We start from the raw sequence: 18,709 nt of genomic DNA on the forward strand, positions 1-18,709 counted from the left end.
TCAGGCCTTCCCGGGTCCTTGGCCGCTCGTGCCGGGTTCGGAACCCGCGGGGGTGTCGGTGCCGTCGTTCTGGTCGGCGAGGGAGCGCCCGGCCGGCTCCGGGGCGCCGCGCTGCGCGGACTCGACCCCGGCCGCCTCCGCGGCCGGCGCGCCGGAGGAGGACGTCGCCGACGCGCGCGGCATCTCCGGAGCGCTCTCGCCCCGCTCGTCAGCCAGGTGGACGCCGATCAGCGTGGGCCCGGCGGACCAGGGTGCGTCGATCGCGGCCGCCTCGGCGTCGGCGTCGGCCCACTGGGAGAACCCGGCGAGCTGCCGGGAGACGCCGCGGAAGTCGCTGAGCGGCGCGCCCCGCGTGGGGTGCGGCTTCTCGCCGCGGCGCAGGGCCGCGACCAGTTCCCGCGCGCTCTCGACGTCCTGCTGGTCGTAGAACTCGTAGTCCACCGTCACGACCGGCGCGTAGTCGCAGGCCGCCAGGCACTCGGCGTGCTCGAGGGTGATCGAGCCGTCGGCGGCCGTCTCGTCGTGGTGGACGCCGAGGTCGGCGCTCAGCGCGTCCATGATCCGCTGGCCGCCGAGCACGTTGCAGAGGGTGTTCGTGCAGACGCTGACGAGGTGGCGGCCGGTCGGGCGGCGCTTGTACATCGTGTAGAACGTCGCGACCGCGCCGACCTCGGCCTTGGTCAGGCCCAGTTCCTCGGCGCACAGGGCGACGCCCTCGGGCGAGACGTAGCCCTGGACCGACTGCACCAGGTGCAGCATCGGCAGCAGCGCGGAGCGGGCCTGCGGGTAGCGGGCCATGATCTCCCGCGCCTCGAGCCGGGTCTGCTCGGTCAGCGGCGGCAGGTCGGCGGGGGCCGGCTGGACCGGGCTGCTGTCCAGCCCGGTGACGGCGGTGCCCTCGGCGGAGCCGGGGAGTGCGCTCATCGGTCGACTCCTCCCATCACGGGGTCGATGGAGGCGATCGCCGCGATGACGTCGGCGATCATGCCGCCCTCGCTCATCGCGGCCGTGGCCTGCAGGTTCACGAAGCTGGGGTCGCGCACGTGGACGCGCCACGGGCGGGTGCTGCCGTCGCTGACCACGTGGTAGCCGAGCTCCCCGCGGGGCGACTCGAGCGGCACGTACACCTGGCCGGCCGGCACGCGGAAGCCCTCGGTGACCAGCTTGAAGTGGTGGATCAGGGACTCCATCGAGCCGGCCATGATGTGCTGCACGTGCTCGAGGGAGTTGCCCATGCCGTCGGCGCCCAGCGAGAGCTGCGCGGGCCAGGCGATCTTCTTGTCCTCGACCATGACCGGGCCGGGCTCCAGCCGATCCAGCGCCTGCGCGACGATCTTGAGCGACTCGCTCATCTCGGCCATGCGGACCAGGTAGCGGCCCCACGCGTCGGAGGTGTCGGCGGTCGGCACCTCGAAGTCGTAGGTCTCGTAGCCCAGGTAGGGGTCGACCTTGCGCAGGTCCCACGGGAGCCCGGCGGCACGCAGCACCGGCCCGGTGACGCCGAGCGCGACGCAGCCGGTGACGTCGAGGTAGCCGACGTCCTTGAGCCGCCGCTGCCAGATCGGCTGGCCGGTCAGCATCCGGTGGTACTCGGCCAGCCGCTTCGGCATGATCTCCAGCCACTCGCGGATGTGCTCCACCGCGCCGGGCGGGAGGTCCTGCGCGAGGCCGCCGGGGCGGATGTAGGCGTGGTTCATCCGCAGGCCGGTGATCTCCTCGAGGAGGTCCAGGCACAGCTCCCGCTCGCGGAAGCCGTTGGTCATCGCGGTGAGCGCGCCGAGCTCCATGCCGCCGGTGGCCAGGCCGACGAGGTGCGAGGCGATCCGGTTGATCTCCATGACCAGCACGCGGATGGTCGCCGCGCGCTGCGGGATCTCGATGCCGAGCAGCTTCTCGACCGCCATGCAGTAGCCGGCCTCGTTGTAGAGCGGGGCCAGGTAGTCCATGCGGGTCACGAAGGTCGTGCCCTGGGTCCAGTTGCGGTACTCGGTGTTCTTCTCGATGCCGGTGTGCAGGTAGCCGATGGTGACCCGGGCCTTGGTCACCGTCTCGCCCTCGAGGTCGAGGATCAGCCGGAGGACGCCGTGGGTCGACGGGTGCTGCGGCCCCATGTTGACGACGAGGCGTTCCTCGCCGGTGAGGTCCTGGCCGAAGGTCTGGTCCCAGTCGCCGCCGGTGACCGTGTAGACGCGGCCCTCGGTGGTCTCGCGGGAACCGGCGTACGGGTCCTGGGTCGCGGTCATCGGTAGGCCCTCCGCGTGTCCGGCGGCGGGATGGTGGCGTCGTGGTACTCCACGGGCACCCCGCCGAGCGGGTAGTCCTTGCGCTGGGGGAAGCCGTCCCAGTCGTCGGGCATGAGGATCCGGGTCAGCGCCGGATGGCCGTCGAAGACGATCCCGAACATGTCGAAGGTCTCCCGCTCCTGCCAGTCCGCGGTCGGGTAGACGCCGGTCGCCGAGGGGACGTGGGGGTCCTCCGCGGTGACCGCCACCTCCAGCCGGATCCGGCGGCGGTAGGTCATCGAGGTCAGGTGGTACGCGACGTGCAGCCGCGGCCGGCCGGGCGTCACCTCGGGGCCGCCGCTCTCGAGGTAGTCGACGCCGGAGAGGCTGCTCAGCAGCTCGAAGCGCAGCGCCTCGTCGTCCCGGAGCGCCTGCAGCAGCACCGGCAGGTGCTCGCGGACGACGAAGTAGGTGATCTCGCCGCGGTCGACGAGCACCCGCGGGACCGCCGCGGCGTAGGTCTCCTCGCCGACGGCCTCGACGAGCGCGTCGGTGACCTCGTCGAAGTACCCGCCGTAGGGCCGCTCCGTGGAGTGCAGCGCCACCGCGCCGCCGGGCTCGACCCGGACCAGGCCGCCGAACCCGGAGGTGTCCCCGCTCCCGGAGACCCCGAAGGCCCCCTTGCGGAACCCGCCGGACGGCGCCGCAGCCCCCTGGGCGGCGTCCTCGCGCTCCCGGTCGCCGGGCCCGGTCACCGCGCGCCCCGGACGTAGGGCTCGGGCAGCAGCACGGCCTTGCCTCCGCGCTGCTCGATCGCGAACTGGCCGGTGCGCCCCTCGGCCGCGGCCTGCTCGTAGGCGCGGCGGGCGTCCTTGTCGGCGCGCACGCTCGACGGCATCTCGACCAGCAGGTCCGGCGCCGTGCCGTCGGCCCGGGCCCGGGCGAGCTGCGCCGCCCGCTTCTCGCCGAGCGGCTCGTGCTGGATCTTGTAGTGCAGCTTGAGGATCGCGTCCATGAGCATCTCCGGCCGCGGCGGGCAGCCGGGCAGGTACATGTCCACCGGGACGACGTGGTCGACGCCCTGGACGATCGCGTAGTTGTTGAACATCCCGCCGGAGCTCGCGCACACGCCCATCGCGAGCACCCACCGCGGTTCGGGCATCTGGTCGTAGATCTGGCGCAGGACCGGCGCCATCTTCTGGCTCACCCGGCCGGCCACGATCATCAGGTCGGCCTGGCGCGGAGAGGCGCGGAAGACCTCCATGCCGAACCGGGCCAGGTCGTAGCGGCCGGCGCCGGTGGCCATCATCTCGATGGCGCAGCAGGCCAGGCCGAACGTCGCCGGCCAGAACGAGGACTTGCGCGTCCAGTTGACCAGCTTCTCCACCGACGTCAGCAGCACGCCGCTGGGCAGCTTCTCCTCGAGACCCATCGCTAGACCCTCAGTCCCACTCGAGCCCGCCGCGTCGCCACACGTACGCGTAGGCGAGGAACACGGTGGCGATGAAGACGACCATCTCGACCAGGCCGAAGACGCCGAGCGCGTCGTTGGCGACGGCCCACGGGTAGAGGAAGACGATCTCGATGTCGAAGACGATGAAGAGCATCGCCGTCAGGTAGTACTTGATCGGGAAGCGACCGCCGGTGAGCGGCTGGTCGACCGGCTCGATGCCGCACTCGTAGGCCTGCAGCTTCGCGTGGTTGTAGCGGCGCGGGCCGACGAACGGGGCCACCGTGACGGAGCCGAGAGCGAACGCCGCGGCCAGGGCGAACAGGCCGATGATCGGCACGTACATCGACAGCATCAGCGGCACCCTACGGTGATGACGGTCACGCCCGCCGCGTGTCGCGAACAGCTGGTGCTCATTCGGTACCGGATCGTCATGTCGACCTCACACCGCCGGGGTCAGTCGGGTCAGGAGGGCCAGGGCGCGGTCGAACCGGTCGCCGTCCCGGCCGTCGGACAGGTTGCCCATCAGCCGCAGTGCGCGGTTGACCAGGGCGGGCCGCTTGAGGCCGTGCGCCGTCGCGAAACGGACGACGTCCGGGCGGTCGAGCAGGGCCAGGAAGCCCATGCCGAGCCGGTGGTGACGGCCGTACTCCTCGCGCAACCGGGCGGGGTAGCGGCGCAGCTCGGCCTCGCGCGCCGGGCCCTCGCTCGCCCGCAGTCCCGCGACCGCCGCCGCCGCGGCCATCCGGCCGGTCTCCAGCGCGTAGCTGATGCCCTCGCCGTTGAAGGGGTTGACCACCCCGGCGGAGTCGCCGGCCAGCAGCAGGCCGCGGGTGTACGCGGGCTGGCGGTGCAGCGCCATGGGCAGCCCGGCGCCGCGCAGCGGGGTGACCGCGTGCTCCTCGCCGAGCTCCCACTCCGGCGGCAGGGTGGCCAGCCACTGCCGGAGCACCGCCCGCGGCTCCACGCCGCTGCCGCGCCGGGTGTCGAGCAGGCCGAAGCCGACGTTGGCGGTGCCGTCGCCCATGCCGAACGACCAGCCGTAGCCGGGCATGGAGTCCGCGCTCGGCCCGTCGGCGGAGAGGTCGAAGGAGATGTCGAGGTAGTCGTCGACCGACCGCGAGGTGCGCACGTACCGGCGGACGGCGACGCCGAGCGGACGGTCCTCGCGACGGACCAGGCCCAGGGACTTGGCCAGCCGGCCGGAGAGGCCCTCGGCGGAGATCACCAGCGGCGCGCGCCAGACGGCCGCCTCCCGGCCCGGGCCGACCAGCGTGCGTACCCCGACCACGCGGCCGGCGTCGTCGAGGAGCGGGTCGGTGACCTGGACGGCGGTGTGCACCCGCGCCCCGGCCGCGGCCGCGTGGTCGGCGAGGAGGCTGTCGAGGTCGCTGCGGGTCCGGATGAGGCCGTAGGAGGGCCAGGACCGCAGCTGCGGCCAGTCCACCTCGACGACCTCGCCACCGCCGAAGACCCGCAGGCCCTTGTGCCGCACCCAGCCGGTGGTGTCGACGCCGAGGTCGTCGAGGGCCTTGACGCCGCGCGGGGTCAGCCCGTCGCCGCAGACCTTCTCGCGGGGGAAGTCGGCCTTCTCGAGGACGACGACGTCGAGACCCGCGGTCGCCAGGGTGCGGGCCGCCGACGACCCCGCCGGGCCGGCGCCCACGACCACCACGTCGGCCCGCAGATCGCCGTCCTGCGGCGGCTGACTGAGCGCGCTCGGTGGCACGTCGCTCCCCCCTCGGCGGTTCCCGGTGTGCTTGTGAACATTTTCACTAAGTGACCGGATGAGAGCCTACGCCCGCGTGTGAGCCAGGGAACAAGCCCCCCGTGACGAGGCTCACGCCGGGTGCGGTGCCTAGGGGGCGAGGGCGGCGCGGACGGCGTCCTCGGACGCGGCCGGGAAGGCGGCGTAGGCCTGGCCCACCGCCCGGAAGTCCGCGGGCGCGCTGAGGCAGACCAGCACGTCCACCTGCGCGGCCAGCTCCGCGACGACGTGCGGCGAGCCGACGGGCACCGCCACGACCACCCGCGCCGGGTCCTGCGACCGCAGCGCGGCGAGGGCCGCGCGCATGGTCGAGCCGGTCGCCAGGCCGTCGTCCACGAGCACGACGGTGCGCCCGCGCACCGGGACGGGCGGCCGGTCGCCGCGGTAGGCCCCCGCCCGGCGACGGAGCTCGACCACCTCGCGCTCGCGGACCGCGGCGAAGGCTGCGTCGTCCACGCCCGCGGCGGCCAGGACCTCGGCGTTGCGCACCGTCTCGACCCGGTCCCCGACCGCCGCGATCGCGCCCATGGCCAGCTCGCGGCGCCACGGCAGCCCGAGCTTGCGGACGACGAGCACGTCCAGCGGCGCGTGCAGGGCGGCGGCCACGGGGGCGGCCACGATCACGCCACCCCGCGGCAGGCCGAGCACGACCGCCTCGCCGGCCACCCGCTCCGCCACCGCCGCGGCGAGTGCCCGTCCGGCCTCGGCCCGGTCGGCAAACCGCATGACCCAGCGTGGCACGGGCGCGGTGCGGTGGGTGACCGATCCGGGCGCCGAACGGTCCACCCGCGCACACTGCCCGTGCTCCGCGCGGGGGAGCGCTCAGCGACGGCGGGCGCGGTGCAGCGCGACGATGCCGCCGGTCAGGTTGCGGTACGCGACGTCGCCCCAGCCGGCGTGCCCGATGCGGGCGGCGAGCGCGGCCTGGTCCGGCCAGGCCCGGATCGACTCGGCGAGGTAGACGTACGCGTCGGGGTTGCTGCTGACCGCGCGGGCGATCCGCGGCAGCGCCCGCATCAGATACTCGGTGTAGACGGTGCGGAACGGCGACCAGGTGGGGCTGGAGAACTCGCAGACGACGAGGGTGCCGCCCGGCCGGGTGACGCGGGCGAACTCGCGGAGGGCGGCGTCCGGGTCGGCGACGTTGCGCAGCCCGAACGAGATCACCACGGCGTCGACGCTGGCGTCGGCCAGGGGCAGTGCCATCGCGTCGCCGGCGACCTTGGGCACGGGCCGCTCGGCGCCGGCGCGCAGCATCCCCTGCGAGAAGTCGCAGGCGATCGCGGTCACCCCGTCCGCGGCCAGTTCCACGGTCGAGACCGCGGTGCCCGCGGCGACGTCGAGCACCGTCTGGCCGGGCCGGGCGGCGACCGCCTCCCGGGTCGCCCGCCGCCAGCCGGCGTCCCGGCCGCCGGACAGCACCGTGTTGGTGACGTCGTAGCGGCGGGCGACGCGGTCGAACATCGCGGCCACCTCGGCGGGTGCCTTGTCCAGGCCGGCCCGGAGCCCCGCGGGGGATGCCACGTCGCCCGATGCCCTGTCTCGCCGGTCTGCCACGGCGACCGACGTTACAGAGCCTTCCCCGGCCGCGGAGCGCCGCGGCTGCCTACTCTGGTGAGGTGACGACAGTGGCCGTGACCTCGCCGGACGCTGCCGCGTCCGCGGTCACGACCGTCGAGCTCCCCGACTCCCCCGACCTGCTCCGGCTGCTGCCGGCCGCCGGCGGGCTGTCCTGGGTGCGCCGCGGCGAGGGCCTCGTCGGGTGGGGCGAGGCCGCGCGGCTGGAGGTCTCCGGCCCCCGCGCGCTGGCCGAGGCGGCCGCCTGGTGGGCGGAGCTGTCGGCCGGGCTCGCCGCCGACGACCCGGTCGCCGTGCCCGGTTCGGGACCGGTCGCCTTCGCGAGTGTCGCGTTCGACCCCGCGGCCGGGACGTCGGTGTTCGTCCTCCCGCAGGTGGTGGTCGGCCGCCGCGACGGTGTCGCCTGGATGACCACGATCGCCTCGCCGACCCGCCCCGACCCCGCCCCGCTCCCCTCGCGGTCCGCGCCGGCACCGGCGCCCGGGCGGCTGCGCTACGCCGACGGCGCGCTGGACCCGGCGTCGTGGTGCGCGGCCGTGGCCGCCGCCGTCCGCCGCATCGGGAACGGCGACCTGGCGAAGGTCGTGCTGGCCCGCGACCTGCTCGTGACCGCCGACGTGCCGCTGGACCCGCGCCGGCTGCTGGACCGGCTGGCCACCCGGTTCCCCGACTGCTGGACCTTCGCCGTCGACGGCCTGCTCGGCGCCACCCCGGAGCTGCTGCTGCGCCGGACCGGCCGGCAGCTGTCCTCCCGGGTCCTCGCCGGGACCGCACCGCGCGGCGCCGGGGCCGAGGACGAGCGCCTGGCCGCCGAGCTGCTCGGCTCGGCCAAGGACCTGGCCGAGCACTCCCTCGCCGTCGACTCGCTGGTGGGTGCGCTGGAGCCGTACTGCAGCGAGCTGACCGCGCCCGACGAGCCGTCCCTGCTCACGCTGGCCAACGTGCGACACCTGGCCAGCGACGTGACCGGCGTCCAGCGCCGCGGCGGTCCGCGGGGCGCGGCCGGACTGCTGGACCTCGTCGCCGCGGTGCACCCGACGGCCGCGGTCTGCGGCACCCCGCCCGACCGGGCCGCCGCGCTGATCGGCGAGCTGGAGGGGATGGACCGGGGTCGCTACGCCGGCCCGGTCGGCTGGCTGGACGGCCGCGGCGACGGCGAGTTCGGCCTGGCGCTGCGGTGCGCGCAGCTCTCCCCCGACGACCCCGCCAGTGCCCGGCTGTTCGCCGGCTGCGGCATCGTCGCCGGCTCCGACCCGGCCGCGGAGCTGGCCGAGACGCAGTCGAAGTTCGCCGCCTTCCAGGCCGCGCTCGAGGGCTGACCGGCCGGACCGTGCGGCGGCTGGCCTGGGACCACAACGCCCACCACCAGCGGCTGCTGCTGCGCGCGCTCCCGAGATCGTGCGGCCGGGTCCTCGAGGTGGGCTGCGGCGCCGGGGCGCTCGCCGTCCGGCTGGCCGCGCGGGCCGACCACGTCGACGCGGTGGACAGCTCCGCCGCGATGGTGGCCGCTGCCCGGGCCCGCGCGCCCTCGAACGTGCGGGTGCTGCACGACGACGTCCTGGCCCTCGAGCTGGCCCCCGGGAGCTACGACGCGGTCGTCAGCCTGACCGCGCTGCACCACCTCCCCCTGGAGCCGGCGTTGCGGCACCTGGCCGCGGCCCTGCGGCCGGGCGGTGTCCTGGCCGTCGTCGCCCTGCCCGCCAAGGACCTGCCGCGGGAACTCCCGGTGGAGCTCGCCGCGGCCGCGGCCGCCCGCCTCGTCGGCCTCGCCCTGGCGGCCGGCCGCGTCCTGGGGTGGCACGGACGGCGCTCCGGCGACCCGGCCTCGGCCGGCATGCCCGTGCGGGACGCCGAGCTGACCGTGCGCGAGGTGCGCCGCCGCGCAGCCGAGGTCCTCCCCGGCGTCCGGGTCCGCCGGCTGCTGTTCTGGCGGTACTCGCTCGTCTGGCACCGCCCCGGCGCGGCGGGCTAGCGGTCGCGGCCCTGCCAGGCGGCCCAGAGCGCGGCGTAGCGGCCGCCGGCGGCGACCAGCTCGGCGTGGGTCCCCTCCTCGACCACCCGCCCGGCGTCGAGGACGACGACCCGGTCGGCCCGCACCGCCTGGGTGAGCCGGTGCGCGACCACGAGCGTCGTCCGCCCGGCCGTCGCGGCGAAGGCGGCCTCCTCCAGGTCGCGCGCCCCGGAGCTGCCCGCCTCGGCGGTGGCCTCGTCGAGCACCGCCACCGGGGGGTCGGCGAGCACCAGCCGGGCCAGCGCCAGCTGCTGGGCCTGGGCGGGGGTGAGCGCGGTGCCGCCCTCGCCGACGCGGGTCGCCGTCCCCTCGGGCAGGGCCTGGACCCAGCGGGCTCCGACCCGCTCCAGCGCCGCGGCCACCTCGTCGTCGGTCGCGGCGGAGCGGGCCAGGCGGACGTCGTCGGCCAGCGTGCCGGCGAAGACGTGCACCTCCTGGCTGACCAGGGCGACGACGTCGCGCAGGCCCCGGCCCGGCAGCGCGGCGGCGGGCACCCCGTCGACGAGCACCTCGCCCCCGGCCGGCTCCAGGGCGCCGGCGAGCACGGCGGCGAGCGTGGTCTTGCCCGCTCCGCTGGCCCCCACCAGCGCCACCCGCTCCCCCGGCGCGATCCGGAGGTCGACGTCTGACAGCACCGGGTACCCGTCGCCGTAGCGGTGCCCGATCCCGCGGAGCTCGACCCCGGGACGGGTCCCGGGGGCCGGCCGCTGCGGAGGGGTTTCCGGATCGGGCAGGTCGACGACGCCGACGAGCCGGACCAGGGCGGCACCGGCCGCCTGCACCTCGTCGAACGAGAACAGCAGGGTGCCGAGCGGGCCGAAGAGGCGGTGGAACAGCAGGGCCGCCGTCGTCACCTCGCCGACCGACGCCGAGCCGGTGCGGGCGAGCACGAACCCGACGCCCAGGACGGCGGCCAGCCCGATGTACTCCGACCGGTTCATCCGCCAGCCGAAGTCGGTGTAGAGCCGGAAGACGCCGATGCCGACGTCGCGGGCCGCCGCGGACCGGCGCTCCACCTCGGCGGCGTGCGGGCCGCTGCGGGCGTAGGCGCGGATGGTGTCGGCGCCGTCGACGGCACCCAGCAGCCCGTCGGCGCGCTCGGCGACGGCGATCCGCTCGCGGGCGTAGACCGGCGCGGAGCGCGGCAGGTACCAGCGCAGGGCGAGGACGTAGGCGGGCAGCGCCAGGAGCCCGGCCACCGCCAGGCGCCAGTCGAGCACCCCGAGGCCGAGCATGGTGAGCAGCACCGCGAGCGAGGCGCCGATGACCTCGGGCAGGCCTGTGGTGACCGACTCGCTGACGCGGGCGACGTCGTCGCCGACGCGGGAGAGCAGGTCGCCGGAGCGCACCCGGTCCAGCGTGGCGGTGCGCAGGTGCAGCACGCGGGCGACGACGGCCTCCCGCAGCCGGGCCAGCACCGTCTCGCCCAGGCGGCTGATCGCGACGGCCGACAGCCCCGTCAGGACGGCGGCCAGCACGGCGGCACCGGCCAGCGCCAGCAGGTACCCGCCGATGGACCCGCCGCCGGACACGGCGTCGACGAGGCGGCCCAGGACGGCGGGGGCGATGAGACCGGCGGCGGCCGAGGCGACGCTGACGACCAGCGCCGTGACGGCGAGGCCGGGCCGCTCGCGGGCGTACCGGCCGACGACCCGCGCCGCCCGCCGTCCGGCCGCCGTGGGCAGCAGGTCGCCCGGGCCGGCGCCCGCCGGCGGCTCGACCACGACCGCCTCGGCCGCCGTCTCCGCCGTGGCCTCCACGGTCACCGCAGCACCGCCGTCCGGTAGGCGTCGGCGGCGGAGAGCTCCGCGTGGGTCCCCTCGGCGGCGACCCGGCCGCCGTCCAGCAGCAGTACCCGCCCGCAGCGGCCGAGCAGCGCCGGGCTGCTGGTGACCAGCACCGTCGTCCGTCCCGCCCGCAGCCGCGCGATGCCGGCGGCGATGGCCTCCTCGGTGACGGCGTCGACGGCGGTGGTCGGGTCGTGCAGCACGAGCACCGGCGGGTCGGCCAGCAGCGCGCGGGCCAGGGCGATCCGCTGGCGCTGACCGCCGGAGAGGGTGCGCCCACCGTCGCCGACCGCGCGCCGTTCCCCGTCGGGGTGCCCGGTGAGGACGTCGTCGGCGCCGGCGGCCCGGACGGCGGCGAGGAAGCGGTCGTCCGGAGCGGCGCCGTCGGGGTCGACCGCCGTCCGCAGGGTGCCCTCGAACAGCACGACGGCGTGCGGCTCGACCAGCACCGCGCGCCGGGTGGCGGCCGGGTCGAGCCCGGAGACGTCGGCGCCGTCGACGAGCACCGCGCCGCCGACCTCCGCGGCCGGCAACCGGCCGGCGAGGACGGTGACGAGCGCCTCGGCGTCCCGGGGGTCGGGCGCGACCACACCCACGAACTCACCGGGGGCCGCGGTGAGCGACACCCCTGCCAGCGAGCGCGCGGTGACGTCGCGGAGCTCCAGCCGGCCCTCGCCGGCCGGGGAGCCCCCGCCCCCGCGCGAGGTCAGCAGCGGACGGCCGAGCACCTCGGCGATCCGGGCCGCCGACGCCTTCGCCTCGGCGTACTTCTGCCCGGCGAAGCCCAGGAGGCCGATCGGCTCGGCGAGGAACTGCGCGAGCCCGACCACGGTGACCAGGTCGCCGATGCTCAGCTCGCCGTCGAACGCCAGGGCGCCGGCGAAGCCCGCGACGCCGGTGAGGAACAGGCCGCTGCCGAGCGTGGTGACCCCGCGGTAGACGCCGACCGCCCGGGCCGCGTGCAGGGTCGAGGCCAGCGCGGTGCGGCTGGTCCGCCGGTAGCGCTCGGTGGCCGCGTCCTCGGCGCCGATGCCGCGCAGCGCCCGGACGCCCCGGACCAGGTCGGTGGCCATCCCGGCGGTGCGGGCGACGTCCTCCTGCTGGGTGGCGGTGCGGCGGGTGAGCAGCGGCGCGAGCAGCTGGATCGCCGCGACCAGCAGCGGGGCGCCGACCAGGACCGCCAGGCCCAGCGGCACGTGCACCAGCAGCAGCGAGACCGCCGCGACGACGACCGCGGTGGTGCCGGCGACGACCAGCGACGCCGCCTCGATCACCCGGCCCACCCGGTCCGCGTCGGAGGTCGCGGTGGACAGCAGCTCCCCGGTCGCCGGCGGGTCGGCCAGCCCGCGGGGGTCCAGCACCCGCTCGGTGAGCTCGACGCGGAGCAGGTGGGTCTCCTCCCACCACGCCGCGACGACCGCCCGCGCGCCGAACCGGTAGGCCTGGGAGAGGACGACGAACAGCAGCCCGGTGCCAAGCAGGCAGACGACGAGCGCGGGCACCTCGCCGGTGGCGACCGCGCGGTCGATGGTCAGCCCGATGGCGACGGGGACCAGCGCCTCGCACGTCTGGTGCAGCGACAGCAGGAGGACCGAGGCGGCCAGCCGCCGGGGATGCCGGCGCAGGGCTCGCCGGAGCATGGTGCGCGCCGTGGGAGGCAGGGCTCCTCCTCGGCCGCCGGACAACAGGTCAGGGCACCCTAACCTAAGTGTCGGGCCGGCCTGGTCAGCGGTCCGCGAGTGCGGTGTCGGCCGCCGATCGCAGCCGGACGGCGAGGTCGGCCTCGGCACGCTGGTCGGTCCGGACGACGACGACCCGCGGTCCGCCGCGGGCGAGCACCGCCGGTAGTTCGTCCGGCGCCGCGACGGCCGTCGCCGCCCAGCCCAGCGACTGCGCCACGGCGACCAGGTCGCGGCCGTGTGGGGTGCCGAACACCCGGTCGTAGTCGGCGGCGTAGCGCTGCTGCCCGGGCTCCAGCTGGGCGAAGATCCCGCCGCCGTCGTTGTCCGGCACGACGACGGTCAGGTCCGGCCGCCGCTCCCCCGCGCCGAGCAGCAGCCCGGTGAGGTCGTGCAGGAACGTGAGATCACCCATCAGCGCGAACGCCGGGCCGCCGTGCACGAGGGCGGCTCCGACCGCGGTGGAGACCGTGCCGTCGATCCCGGCGACGCCGCGGTTGGCCAGCACCGTCACGTCCGGGCGGGGCACCGCCAGCCGGTCCACGTCGCGGACCGGGGTCGAGGAGCCGAGCACGAGCAGCGCACCCGGGGGCAGCGCCGCCACGACGTCGCGGGCCAGGCGGGCGGCGGTCAGTCCGGGCGCGGCGTCCAGCACCGCGTCGACCGCGGCGCCCACCCGGCCCGACGCCTGCTGCCACGCCTCGGACCAGGCCGGGTCCCCCGGCTGAGCCGGTGCTCCCCCGGCCAGGTCCCGCGTGACCTGGACGCTGGACCGGCCCGCGTCGGCCCAGCGCGGCGCGGCGCTCACCGTCTCGACGCGGACGGCGGGGTCGGCCAGCAGCGCGCCGACCGGGCGGGAGAGCGTCGGCCGGCCGACGACGACCACGCGGTCGGGCCGGTGTGCGGCCAGCCAGTCCGCCGCGCCCAGGACCAGCGCGCCCGCCCGCAGGGTGCCGTGGGATCCCCAGACGCCGCCGCTGGGCTCGGCGACCACCGGCCAGCCGAAGGCATCGGCGCACTCCGACACCCGCTGCGCGGAGCCCGCCGGCCCGTCCCCGACGACGACGAGCGTGCGGCCGCCGTCCGGGACCGAGGCAGGATCCGGATCACCCGGGAGCGGTGCGACGGCCGTCCAGGGCGTCCCGTCCGGTCGGCCGGACCAGGAGCCGTCGAGCGCGCCGTCGGAGTGGTCGGGGAGCAGCGGTTCGCGGAACGCCAGGTTGAGGTGCACCGGCCCCGGGTCGCCGGACAGGGCACCCGTGGCGAGCGCCAGGGCCTTGGCCGCGAGGGACCGCCAGTAGCGGTTCTGCGGTTCCTCGCGGCCGTTCTCGGGCACGCCCACGTCGGCGGCGAACCGCACCGCGCGGCCGTAGAGCCCCGCCTGCTCGATCGTCTGGTTGGCGCCGGTGGCCCGCAGCTCCGGTGGCCGGTCGGCGGTGAGCGCCAGCAGTGGCACCCCGCTCGCGTCGGCCTCGAGCACCGCCGCGTGCAGGTGCGCCGTCGCCGTCCCGGAGGTCGTCAGCACCGGCACCGGCCGCCCGGAGGCCTTGGCCAGGCCCAGCGCCAGGAAGGCCGCCGTCCGCTCGTCGATCCGCACGTGCAGGGCGAGCCGGCCGGCCCGCTCCGCGGCGGCCAGCGCGAGCGCCACCGGGGCCGACCGCGAGCCGGGCGCGACGACCGCGTCGGTCACCCCGCCACGGATCAGCTCGTCGACCAGCACGGTCGCCAGGGCGGTGGAGGGGTTCACGCGGTGACCTCCTGCAGGCGCGCCCGCCAGCGGGCGTCGACCTCGGCCGGGGCGGGGAGCGCGGTGAGCCGGTCGGGGACGACGGTCCGCACGGGCAGGGCGCCGTCGACCGGGAGCAGCGGGTCGGTGGCGACGTCGTCGGTGAAGAGGGCGACCGTGGCCAGTCCGCAGGCGAACGGCAGCTCCGGGAGCGCGGCCGCCAGCGCCACCCCGGCGGCGATGCCGACCGAGCTCTCCAGCGCCGAGGACACCACGCACGGCAGCCCGTGCGCCTCGGCCACGCGCAGCGCGGCACGCACCCCACCCAGCGGCTGCACCTTGAGGACGACGACGTCGGCGGCCTCGCGCAGGTCGACCCGCAGCGGGTCGGCCGACCGGCGCACGCCCTCGTCGACCGCGATCCGCACGTCGAGGCGGCGGCGCAGTGCGGCCAGCTCGGCGAGGGTGGCGCACGGCTGCTCGACGTACTCCAGGCCGACGGCCGCGTCGAGCTCGCGGATGCGGGCCACGGCGGTGTCGACGTCCCAGGCGGCGTTGGCGTCGACCCGGATCGCGCCGGACGGGCCCAGCGCCGCCCGCACGGCCTCGACGCGGGCGACGTCGTCCGCGCGGGTCTGACCGGGCTCGGCGACCTTCACCTTGGCGGTCCGGCAGCCGCTCGCGGCCACGATCGCGTGCGCCCGCTCCGGGTCGACGGCCGGGACCGTGACGTTCACCGGGACCTCGGCACGGACCGGCTCCGGCCAGCCCTCGACGGCGGCCTCGCGGGCGGCGGCCCACCAGCGGCGGCTCTCGGCGACGCCGTAGTCCCAGAACGGGCTGAACTCGCCCCAGCCGGCCGGCCCGTGGACCAGCACGCCGTCGCGGACGTCGATGCCGCGGAACCGGGTGCGCATCGGCACGGAGTACACGTGCACGGCGTCGATCCCCGCCGCGTCCGCCATGGTCGTGAGGGTAGTTCGCGGCCGAAGTACGCTCGCTCGTCGTGGCCCGGCACCTGACCCTCGTGCCCGCGCCGGACGATCCCCTGGCGCTCCTGGAGCCACTGCGCGCCTGCCTGGCCGGCACCGCACCGCTGGCGGTCCTCCCCGCCGGTCCGCCGGCCGCGGTCGACGCGGCCCGTGCCGTGCTGCGGCCGGAGGAGCCGCTCGAGGAGGGCGCCGACCTGGTCGTGGTCACCTCGGGCTCCACCGGCGGAGGGCGCGCCGTCCTGCTGCCCGCGACCGCGCTGCGCGCCTCCGCGACGGCCACCGCCGAGCGGCTCGGTGGCCCCGGCGCCTGGCTGCTGGCGCTGCCGGTGTCGGCCGTCGCCGGCCTGCAGGTGCTGTGCCGCTCGGTGCTGGCCGGGACGACGCCGACGGTCCTCGGCCGCGGCGAGCCGCTCGCCACCGCCGTTGCGCGGATGCCGGCCGGACGGCGGTACGCCGCGCTCGTGCCCACCCAGCTGCGCCGGTACCTCGAGACCGAGCCCGCCGCCCTGCGCTCGTTCGACGCGGTCCTGGTCGGCGGCGCCGCCACCGACCCCGGGCTGCTGGCCCGCGCGCGGGAGGCCGGCGTCGCGGTGGTGACGACGTACGGCATGACCGAGACCGCCGGCGGCTGCGTGTACGACGGCGTCCCGCTGGACGGCGTCCGCGTCGCCGTGGACGACTCCGGGATCCGCCTCGCCGGACCCGTCCTCGCGCTGGGCTACCGCGGTGACCCGGCGGCGACCGCGGAGGCGTTCGCCGGCGGGGAGTTCCACACCCGGGACGCCGGGGAGCTCATCGACGGCGTCCTGACCGTGCACGGGCGGCTGGACGACGTCGTGGTCACCGGCGGGGTCAACGTCGCGCCCCAGGCGGTCGAGGGCGTGCTCCGGGAGCACCCGTCGGTGGCCGACGCCGTGGTCTTCGGCCGGCCCGACGACGAGTGGGGACACCGGGTGGTGGCCGCCGTCGTCCCGGCACCGGGTGCCGCGCCCGACCTGGCCGAGCTCCGGCCGTGGGTCACCGAGCGGCTGGGCGCCCCGTCCGCCCCCCGCGAGCTCCAGCTGATCGAGGAGATCGCGAGCCTGCACACCGGCAAGCCCGACCGTCGTGGTGTGGCGGCCGCGCTGAGCGGCGGAGCGGCCTGATGGCCACGCCTGCGCAGTGGGTGGCCGGCGCCCGCCCGCGGACCCTGCCCGCCGCCGTCGCCCCGGTGCTCGTGGGCACCGGCGCCGCGGCCGCCCTCGACGGGTTCCGGCTCGGCCCCGCGCTGCTGGCACTGCTCGTCGCGCTGGCCCTGCAGGTCGCGGTCAACTACGCCAACGACTACTCCGACGGCCGGCGCGGCACCGACGCCGACCGGGTCGGCCCCATGCGGCTGGTCGGCTCGGGCGCGGCCACGGCCCGGCAGGTGCTGGTCGCCGCGATGGTCTCCTTCGCCGTCGCGGCGGTCGCCGGCATCGCGCTCGCCGCCCTGTCGAGCTGGTGGCTCGTCGCGGTCGGCGCGGTCTGCATCCTCGCGGCCTGGACCTACACCGGCGGCCCGATCCCCTACGGCTACCGGGCGCTGGGCGAGGTGTTCGTCTTCGTCTTCTTCGGCCTCGTCGCCGTCGTGGGGACGACGTTCGTGCAGACCGAGACCGTCGAGGGGCTGGCGTTCGCGGGCGGGGTGGCCATCGGCCTGCCGATCGTGGCGATCCTCGTGATCAACAACCTGCGCGACATCGCCGGGGACGCCGCGGTCGGCAAGCGGACCCTGGCCGTGCTGCTGGGTGAGCGCGGCACCCGGTGGGCCTACGCGGGGCTGCTGGCCGGCACCTTCGTCGTCGTCGTCGCGATCGGCGTGGTCCGGCCGTGGGCGCTGATCGCCCTGCTGGCGGCGCCGCTGGCCGTGCCGCCGGCCCGGCTGGTGCTGTCCGGGGCTCGCGGTCCGGCGCTGATCGCCGGGCTGGCCGCGACCGGCCGGCTCACGCTGGTCACCGGCGTGCTGCTCGCCGCCGGGCTCGCACTCAGCGGCTGACCGGTACCGGCCCGTCAGTCGTCGCCGGGATCGTCCCCCGACAGCCGCGCGCGGAGGTCCTCCTTCTCGGCCCGTCGGGCGACGCTGCGGGCGGCGAGGGCCTCGGTGAGGCGGTCGCGGACCCCGCGCAGCAGCAGGTGCGAGACCGGCATCGACAGCAGCAGGCCGAACAGCAGCGCCGGGAAGCCGGGCAGCCCGGCCACCCAGATGACCGCGACGAGCGCGGCCGTGATCAGCACCCGGCCCACCGTGTAGAGCGCCAGGGGCCCCCCCACCCGCGGCGGCGTCGCCGGTCCGCCGGTCGGCGCCCCGGGCGTCCCTGCTCCGGTCCCGTCAGCCATGCCGGCCCTCCCACTTGGTCGAGAGCACCACGGTGGTCCGGGTGCGTGCGACTCCTCTGATCCGGTTCAACGCGCTGATGGCCGCCTCCAGTGCCGGGATGTCGGTCACGCGGACCTTGAGCACGTAGCCCTCGTTGCCGGCCACCCGCCAGCAGTCCTCGACCTCCGGCATCGCCGCGAGGGCGGCCTCCACGCCGGTCTCGTCCACCGAGTCGCTCTCGATGACGCCGATCAGCGCCGTGACGTCGAGCCCCACCGCCATCGGGTCGACGACGGCCTGGTAGCCGGTGATGACCCCGGCCGCCTCCAGCTTGCCGACCCGTTCGTGCACGGCGGGAGCCGAGAGGCCGACCTGTCGCGCCAGCTCGGCGTAGCTCGCCCGGCCGTTGGCCTGCAGCAGCTCGATCAGCCTGCGGTCGACCGCGTCGATGACGTCCTCCGTCCGGGATCGGCGCCGGGAGGATCCGGCACCACCCCCGAGTATCGCCACGGACGTACTGTGGGCGGTGCAGGGGGAGACGGAGAGGTGGCGCCGCGTGATTTTCCTGGTGTTCCTGGTCATGGCGATCGCCGTGGTCGTGCTCGTCATGCGAGCCGCGGAGAAGTCCGGCGGTGCCGGCGGTCCCGGCCTGGGGGCTCCCCGTCCGCAGCGTCGTCCACGGCCGCCGCGCACGCAGGCACGTCCGCTGGCGCCCGACGACGACCCCGAGTTCCTCCGGGAGCTGGAGCGGCGCACCCGCCGCGACGACGGCTCGCCGGCCTAGCGCCCAGGCGCCTCTCTAGGCGGCGCGGCCGCCGAACAGCCGGCGCCAGCCGGTGGCGCGCTCCGGCGCCGGCTCGGCCTCCCGAGCGGGCCGCTGGACCGGTTCGCCGGTGATGTCCCCGGGCCAGCCGACGGGTGATCCGGCCGGCGCCCCGTCGTCCTCGCGGCCGGGCCAGCCGACCGGGCCCTCGCGCCGCTCACCGGCCTCCCCCGAGTGTCGGGGGCCTCCGCCGTCCGGCCGCTGGGCGAGCGCGGCCGCGACGACCGGGTCCACCTCGGCGCCCACCGGCGCCGCGTGCCTACCCACAGTGATCAGCCTCGCACCTGTCCATGCCTGCATCCCAGCACGGAGCAGGGGCATCCGTCACCCGGCGG

At 76.6% G+C, this 18,709-nt stretch carries 19 protein-coding genes and 1 pseudogene; 5 read left to right on the forward strand and 15 right to left on the reverse strand.

The window, feature by feature from the left end:
- The 8 genes and pseudogenes from nuoE to N555_RS0121320 all read right to left on the reverse strand — a co-directional run bounded on the left by nuoE (nt 1) and on the right by N555_RS0121320 (nt 6,964).
- Nucleotides 1-924, reverse strand: coding sequence for an NADH-quinone oxidoreductase subunit NuoE (gene nuoE / locus N555_RS0121285; protein ID WP_029433512.1), 924 nt, complete (start codon nt 922-924; stop codon nt 1-3).
- On the reverse strand, nt 921-2,243 hold the full coding sequence (locus N555_RS0121290; RefSeq protein ID WP_029433513.1) for an NADH-quinone oxidoreductase subunit D: 1,323 nt from the start codon (nt 2,241-2,243) through the stop codon (nt 921-923). Before N555_RS0121290 ends, nuoE begins: the two co-directional genes overlap by 4 nt.
- Nucleotides 2,240-2,977: an NADH-quinone oxidoreductase subunit C gene (locus N555_RS0121295; RefSeq protein ID WP_029433514.1), complete on the reverse strand. Its 738-nt coding sequence runs from the start codon at nt 2,975-2,977 to the stop codon at nt 2,240-2,242. The genes N555_RS0121290 and N555_RS0121295 overlap by 4 nt, the downstream gene beginning before the upstream one ends.
- 209 nt (nt 2,978-3,186) lie before the next feature.
- Nucleotides 3,187-3,654: pseudogene (locus N555_RS0121300) on the reverse strand (NADH-quinone oxidoreductase subunit B family protein); the annotation flags it as partial.
- A gap of 10 nt (nt 3,655-3,664) precedes the next feature.
- Entirely contained in the window at nt 3,665-4,024 is a 360-nt protein-coding gene (locus N555_RS0121305; RefSeq protein WP_029433516.1) for an NADH-quinone oxidoreductase subunit A, read from the reverse strand.
- A gap of 90 nt (nt 4,025-4,114) precedes the next feature.
- Nucleotides 4,115-5,401: a geranylgeranyl reductase family protein gene (locus tag N555_RS0121310; protein ID WP_051684320.1), complete on the reverse strand. Its 1,287-nt coding sequence runs from the start codon at nt 5,399-5,401 to the stop codon at nt 4,115-4,117.
- A gap of 129 nt (nt 5,402-5,530) precedes the next feature.
- The gene (locus N555_RS0121315; RefSeq protein ID WP_231503067.1) at nt 5,531-6,226 is read right to left on the reverse strand and encodes a phosphoribosyltransferase; all 696 of its coding nucleotides are present in this window, start codon (nt 6,224-6,226) and stop codon (nt 5,531-5,533) included.
- Nucleotides 6,227-6,262: 36 nt separating this feature from the next.
- Nucleotides 6,263-6,964: a demethylmenaquinone methyltransferase gene (locus N555_RS0121320; RefSeq protein ID WP_029433519.1), complete on the reverse strand. Its 702-nt coding sequence runs from the start codon at nt 6,962-6,964 to the stop codon at nt 6,263-6,265.
- Nucleotides 6,965-7,059: 95 nt separating this feature from the next.
- Between N555_RS0121320 and N555_RS0121325 the strand changes: the two genes are divergently transcribed.
- On the forward strand, nt 7,060-8,337 hold the full coding sequence (locus tag N555_RS0121325) for an isochorismate synthase (RefSeq protein ID WP_029433520.1): 1,278 nt from the start codon (nt 7,060-7,062) through the stop codon (nt 8,335-8,337).
- 11 nt (nt 8,338-8,348) lie between these two features.
- Nucleotides 8,349-8,990: a class I SAM-dependent methyltransferase gene (locus N555_RS0121330; protein ID WP_197029111.1), complete on the forward strand. Its 642-nt coding sequence runs from the start codon at nt 8,349-8,351 to the stop codon at nt 8,988-8,990.
- On the opposite strand, the gene N555_RS0121335 is transcribed toward N555_RS0121330, so the two are convergent.
- From N555_RS0121335 to N555_RS0121350, 4 genes are all read right to left on the reverse strand, one after another.
- The gene (locus tag N555_RS0121335; protein ID WP_231503069.1) at nt 8,987-10,795 is read right to left on the reverse strand and encodes an ABC transporter ATP-binding protein; all 1,809 of its coding nucleotides are present in this window, start codon (nt 10,793-10,795) and stop codon (nt 8,987-8,989) included. The genes N555_RS0121330 and N555_RS0121335 overlap by 4 nt on opposite strands.
- Nucleotides 10,792-12,456, reverse strand: coding sequence for an ABC transporter ATP-binding protein (locus N555_RS0121340; RefSeq protein ID WP_029433523.1), 1,665 nt, complete (start codon nt 12,454-12,456; stop codon nt 10,792-10,794). The genes N555_RS0121335 and N555_RS0121340 overlap by 4 nt, the downstream gene beginning before the upstream one ends.
- A gap of 85 nt (nt 12,457-12,541) precedes the next feature.
- On the reverse strand, nt 12,542-14,242 hold the full coding sequence (gene menD, locus N555_RS0121345) for a 2-succinyl-5-enolpyruvyl-6-hydroxy-3-cyclohexene-1-carboxylic-acid synthase (RefSeq protein ID WP_029433524.1): 1,701 nt from the start codon (nt 14,240-14,242) through the stop codon (nt 12,542-12,544).
- A complete protein-coding gene (locus N555_RS0121350) occupies nt 14,239-15,186 on the reverse strand; it encodes an o-succinylbenzoate synthase (RefSeq protein ID WP_029433525.1) in 948 nt (315 codons plus the stop codon). Before N555_RS0121350 ends, menD begins: the two co-directional genes overlap by 4 nt.
- A gap of 41 nt (nt 15,187-15,227) precedes the next feature.
- Here N555_RS0121350 and menE point away from each other — a divergent pair, with 41 nt between their 5' ends.
- A complete protein-coding gene (gene menE / locus N555_RS0121355; RefSeq protein ID WP_029433526.1) occupies nt 15,228-16,358 on the forward strand; it encodes an o-succinylbenzoate--CoA ligase in 1,131 nt (376 codons plus the stop codon).
- Nucleotides 16,358-17,230 (forward strand): 1,4-dihydroxy-2-naphthoate polyprenyltransferase, encoded by an 873-nt coding sequence (locus N555_RS0121360; RefSeq protein WP_029433527.1) that lies wholly within the window; start codon nt 16,358-16,360, stop codon nt 17,228-17,230. Before menE ends, N555_RS0121360 begins: the two co-directional genes overlap by 1 nt.
- 14 nt (nt 17,231-17,244) lie before the next feature.
- On the opposite strand, the gene N555_RS26300 is transcribed toward N555_RS0121360, so the two are convergent.
- Nucleotides 17,245-17,571, reverse strand: a complete 327-nt coding sequence (locus N555_RS26300; RefSeq protein WP_029433528.1) for a DUF4229 domain-containing protein — start codon at nt 17,569-17,571, stop codon at nt 17,245-17,247.
- On the reverse strand, nt 17,564-18,061 hold the full coding sequence (locus N555_RS0121370) for an Lrp/AsnC family transcriptional regulator (protein WP_231503071.1): 498 nt from the start codon (nt 18,059-18,061) through the stop codon (nt 17,564-17,566). The genes N555_RS26300 and N555_RS0121370 overlap by 8 nt, the downstream gene beginning before the upstream one ends.
- A gap of 46 nt (nt 18,062-18,107) precedes the next feature.
- Between N555_RS0121370 and N555_RS0121375 the strand changes: the two genes are divergently transcribed.
- Entirely contained in the window at nt 18,108-18,335 is a 228-nt protein-coding gene (locus tag N555_RS0121375) for a hypothetical protein (RefSeq protein ID WP_029433530.1), read from the forward strand.
- Nucleotides 18,336-18,350: 15 nt separating this feature from the next.
- Here N555_RS0121375 and N555_RS0121380 read toward each other — a convergent pair whose 3' ends face one another.
- Nucleotides 18,351-18,641, reverse strand: a complete 291-nt coding sequence (locus N555_RS0121380; protein WP_156036481.1) for a hypothetical protein — start codon at nt 18,639-18,641, stop codon at nt 18,351-18,353.
- Between the last annotated feature and the right edge of the window lie 68 nt (nt 18,642-18,709).

It is taken from the genome of Blastococcus sp. URHD0036 (genome assembly GCF_000701365.1).
GTDB lineage: Bacteria > Actinomycetota > Actinomycetes > Mycobacteriales > Geodermatophilaceae > Trujillonella.

Excerpts from the sequence above, each read along its gene's own strand:
- nuoE (WP_029433512.1), bottom strand. The coding sequence starts at position 924 with ATGAGCGCACTCCCCGGCTCCGCCGAGGGCACCGCCGTCACCGGGCTG.
- N555_RS0121290 (WP_029433513.1), bottom strand. The coding sequence starts at position 2,243 with ATGACCGCGACCCAGGACCCGTACGCCGGTTCCCGCGAGACCACCGAG.
- N555_RS0121340 (WP_029433523.1), bottom strand. The coding sequence starts at position 12,456 with ATGCTCCGGCGAGCCCTGCGCCGGCATCCCCGGCGGCTGGCCGCCTCG.
- N555_RS0121350 (WP_029433525.1), bottom strand. The coding sequence starts at position 15,186 with ATGGCGGACGCGGCGGGGATCGACGCCGTGCACGTGTACTCCGTGCCG.
- N555_RS0121360 (WP_029433527.1), top strand. The coding sequence starts at position 16,358 with ATGGCCACGCCTGCGCAGTGGGTGGCCGGCGCCCGCCCGCGGACCCTG.
- N555_RS26300 (WP_029433528.1), bottom strand. The coding sequence starts at position 17,571 with ATGGCTGACGGGACCGGAGCAGGGACGCCCGGGGCGCCGACCGGCGGA.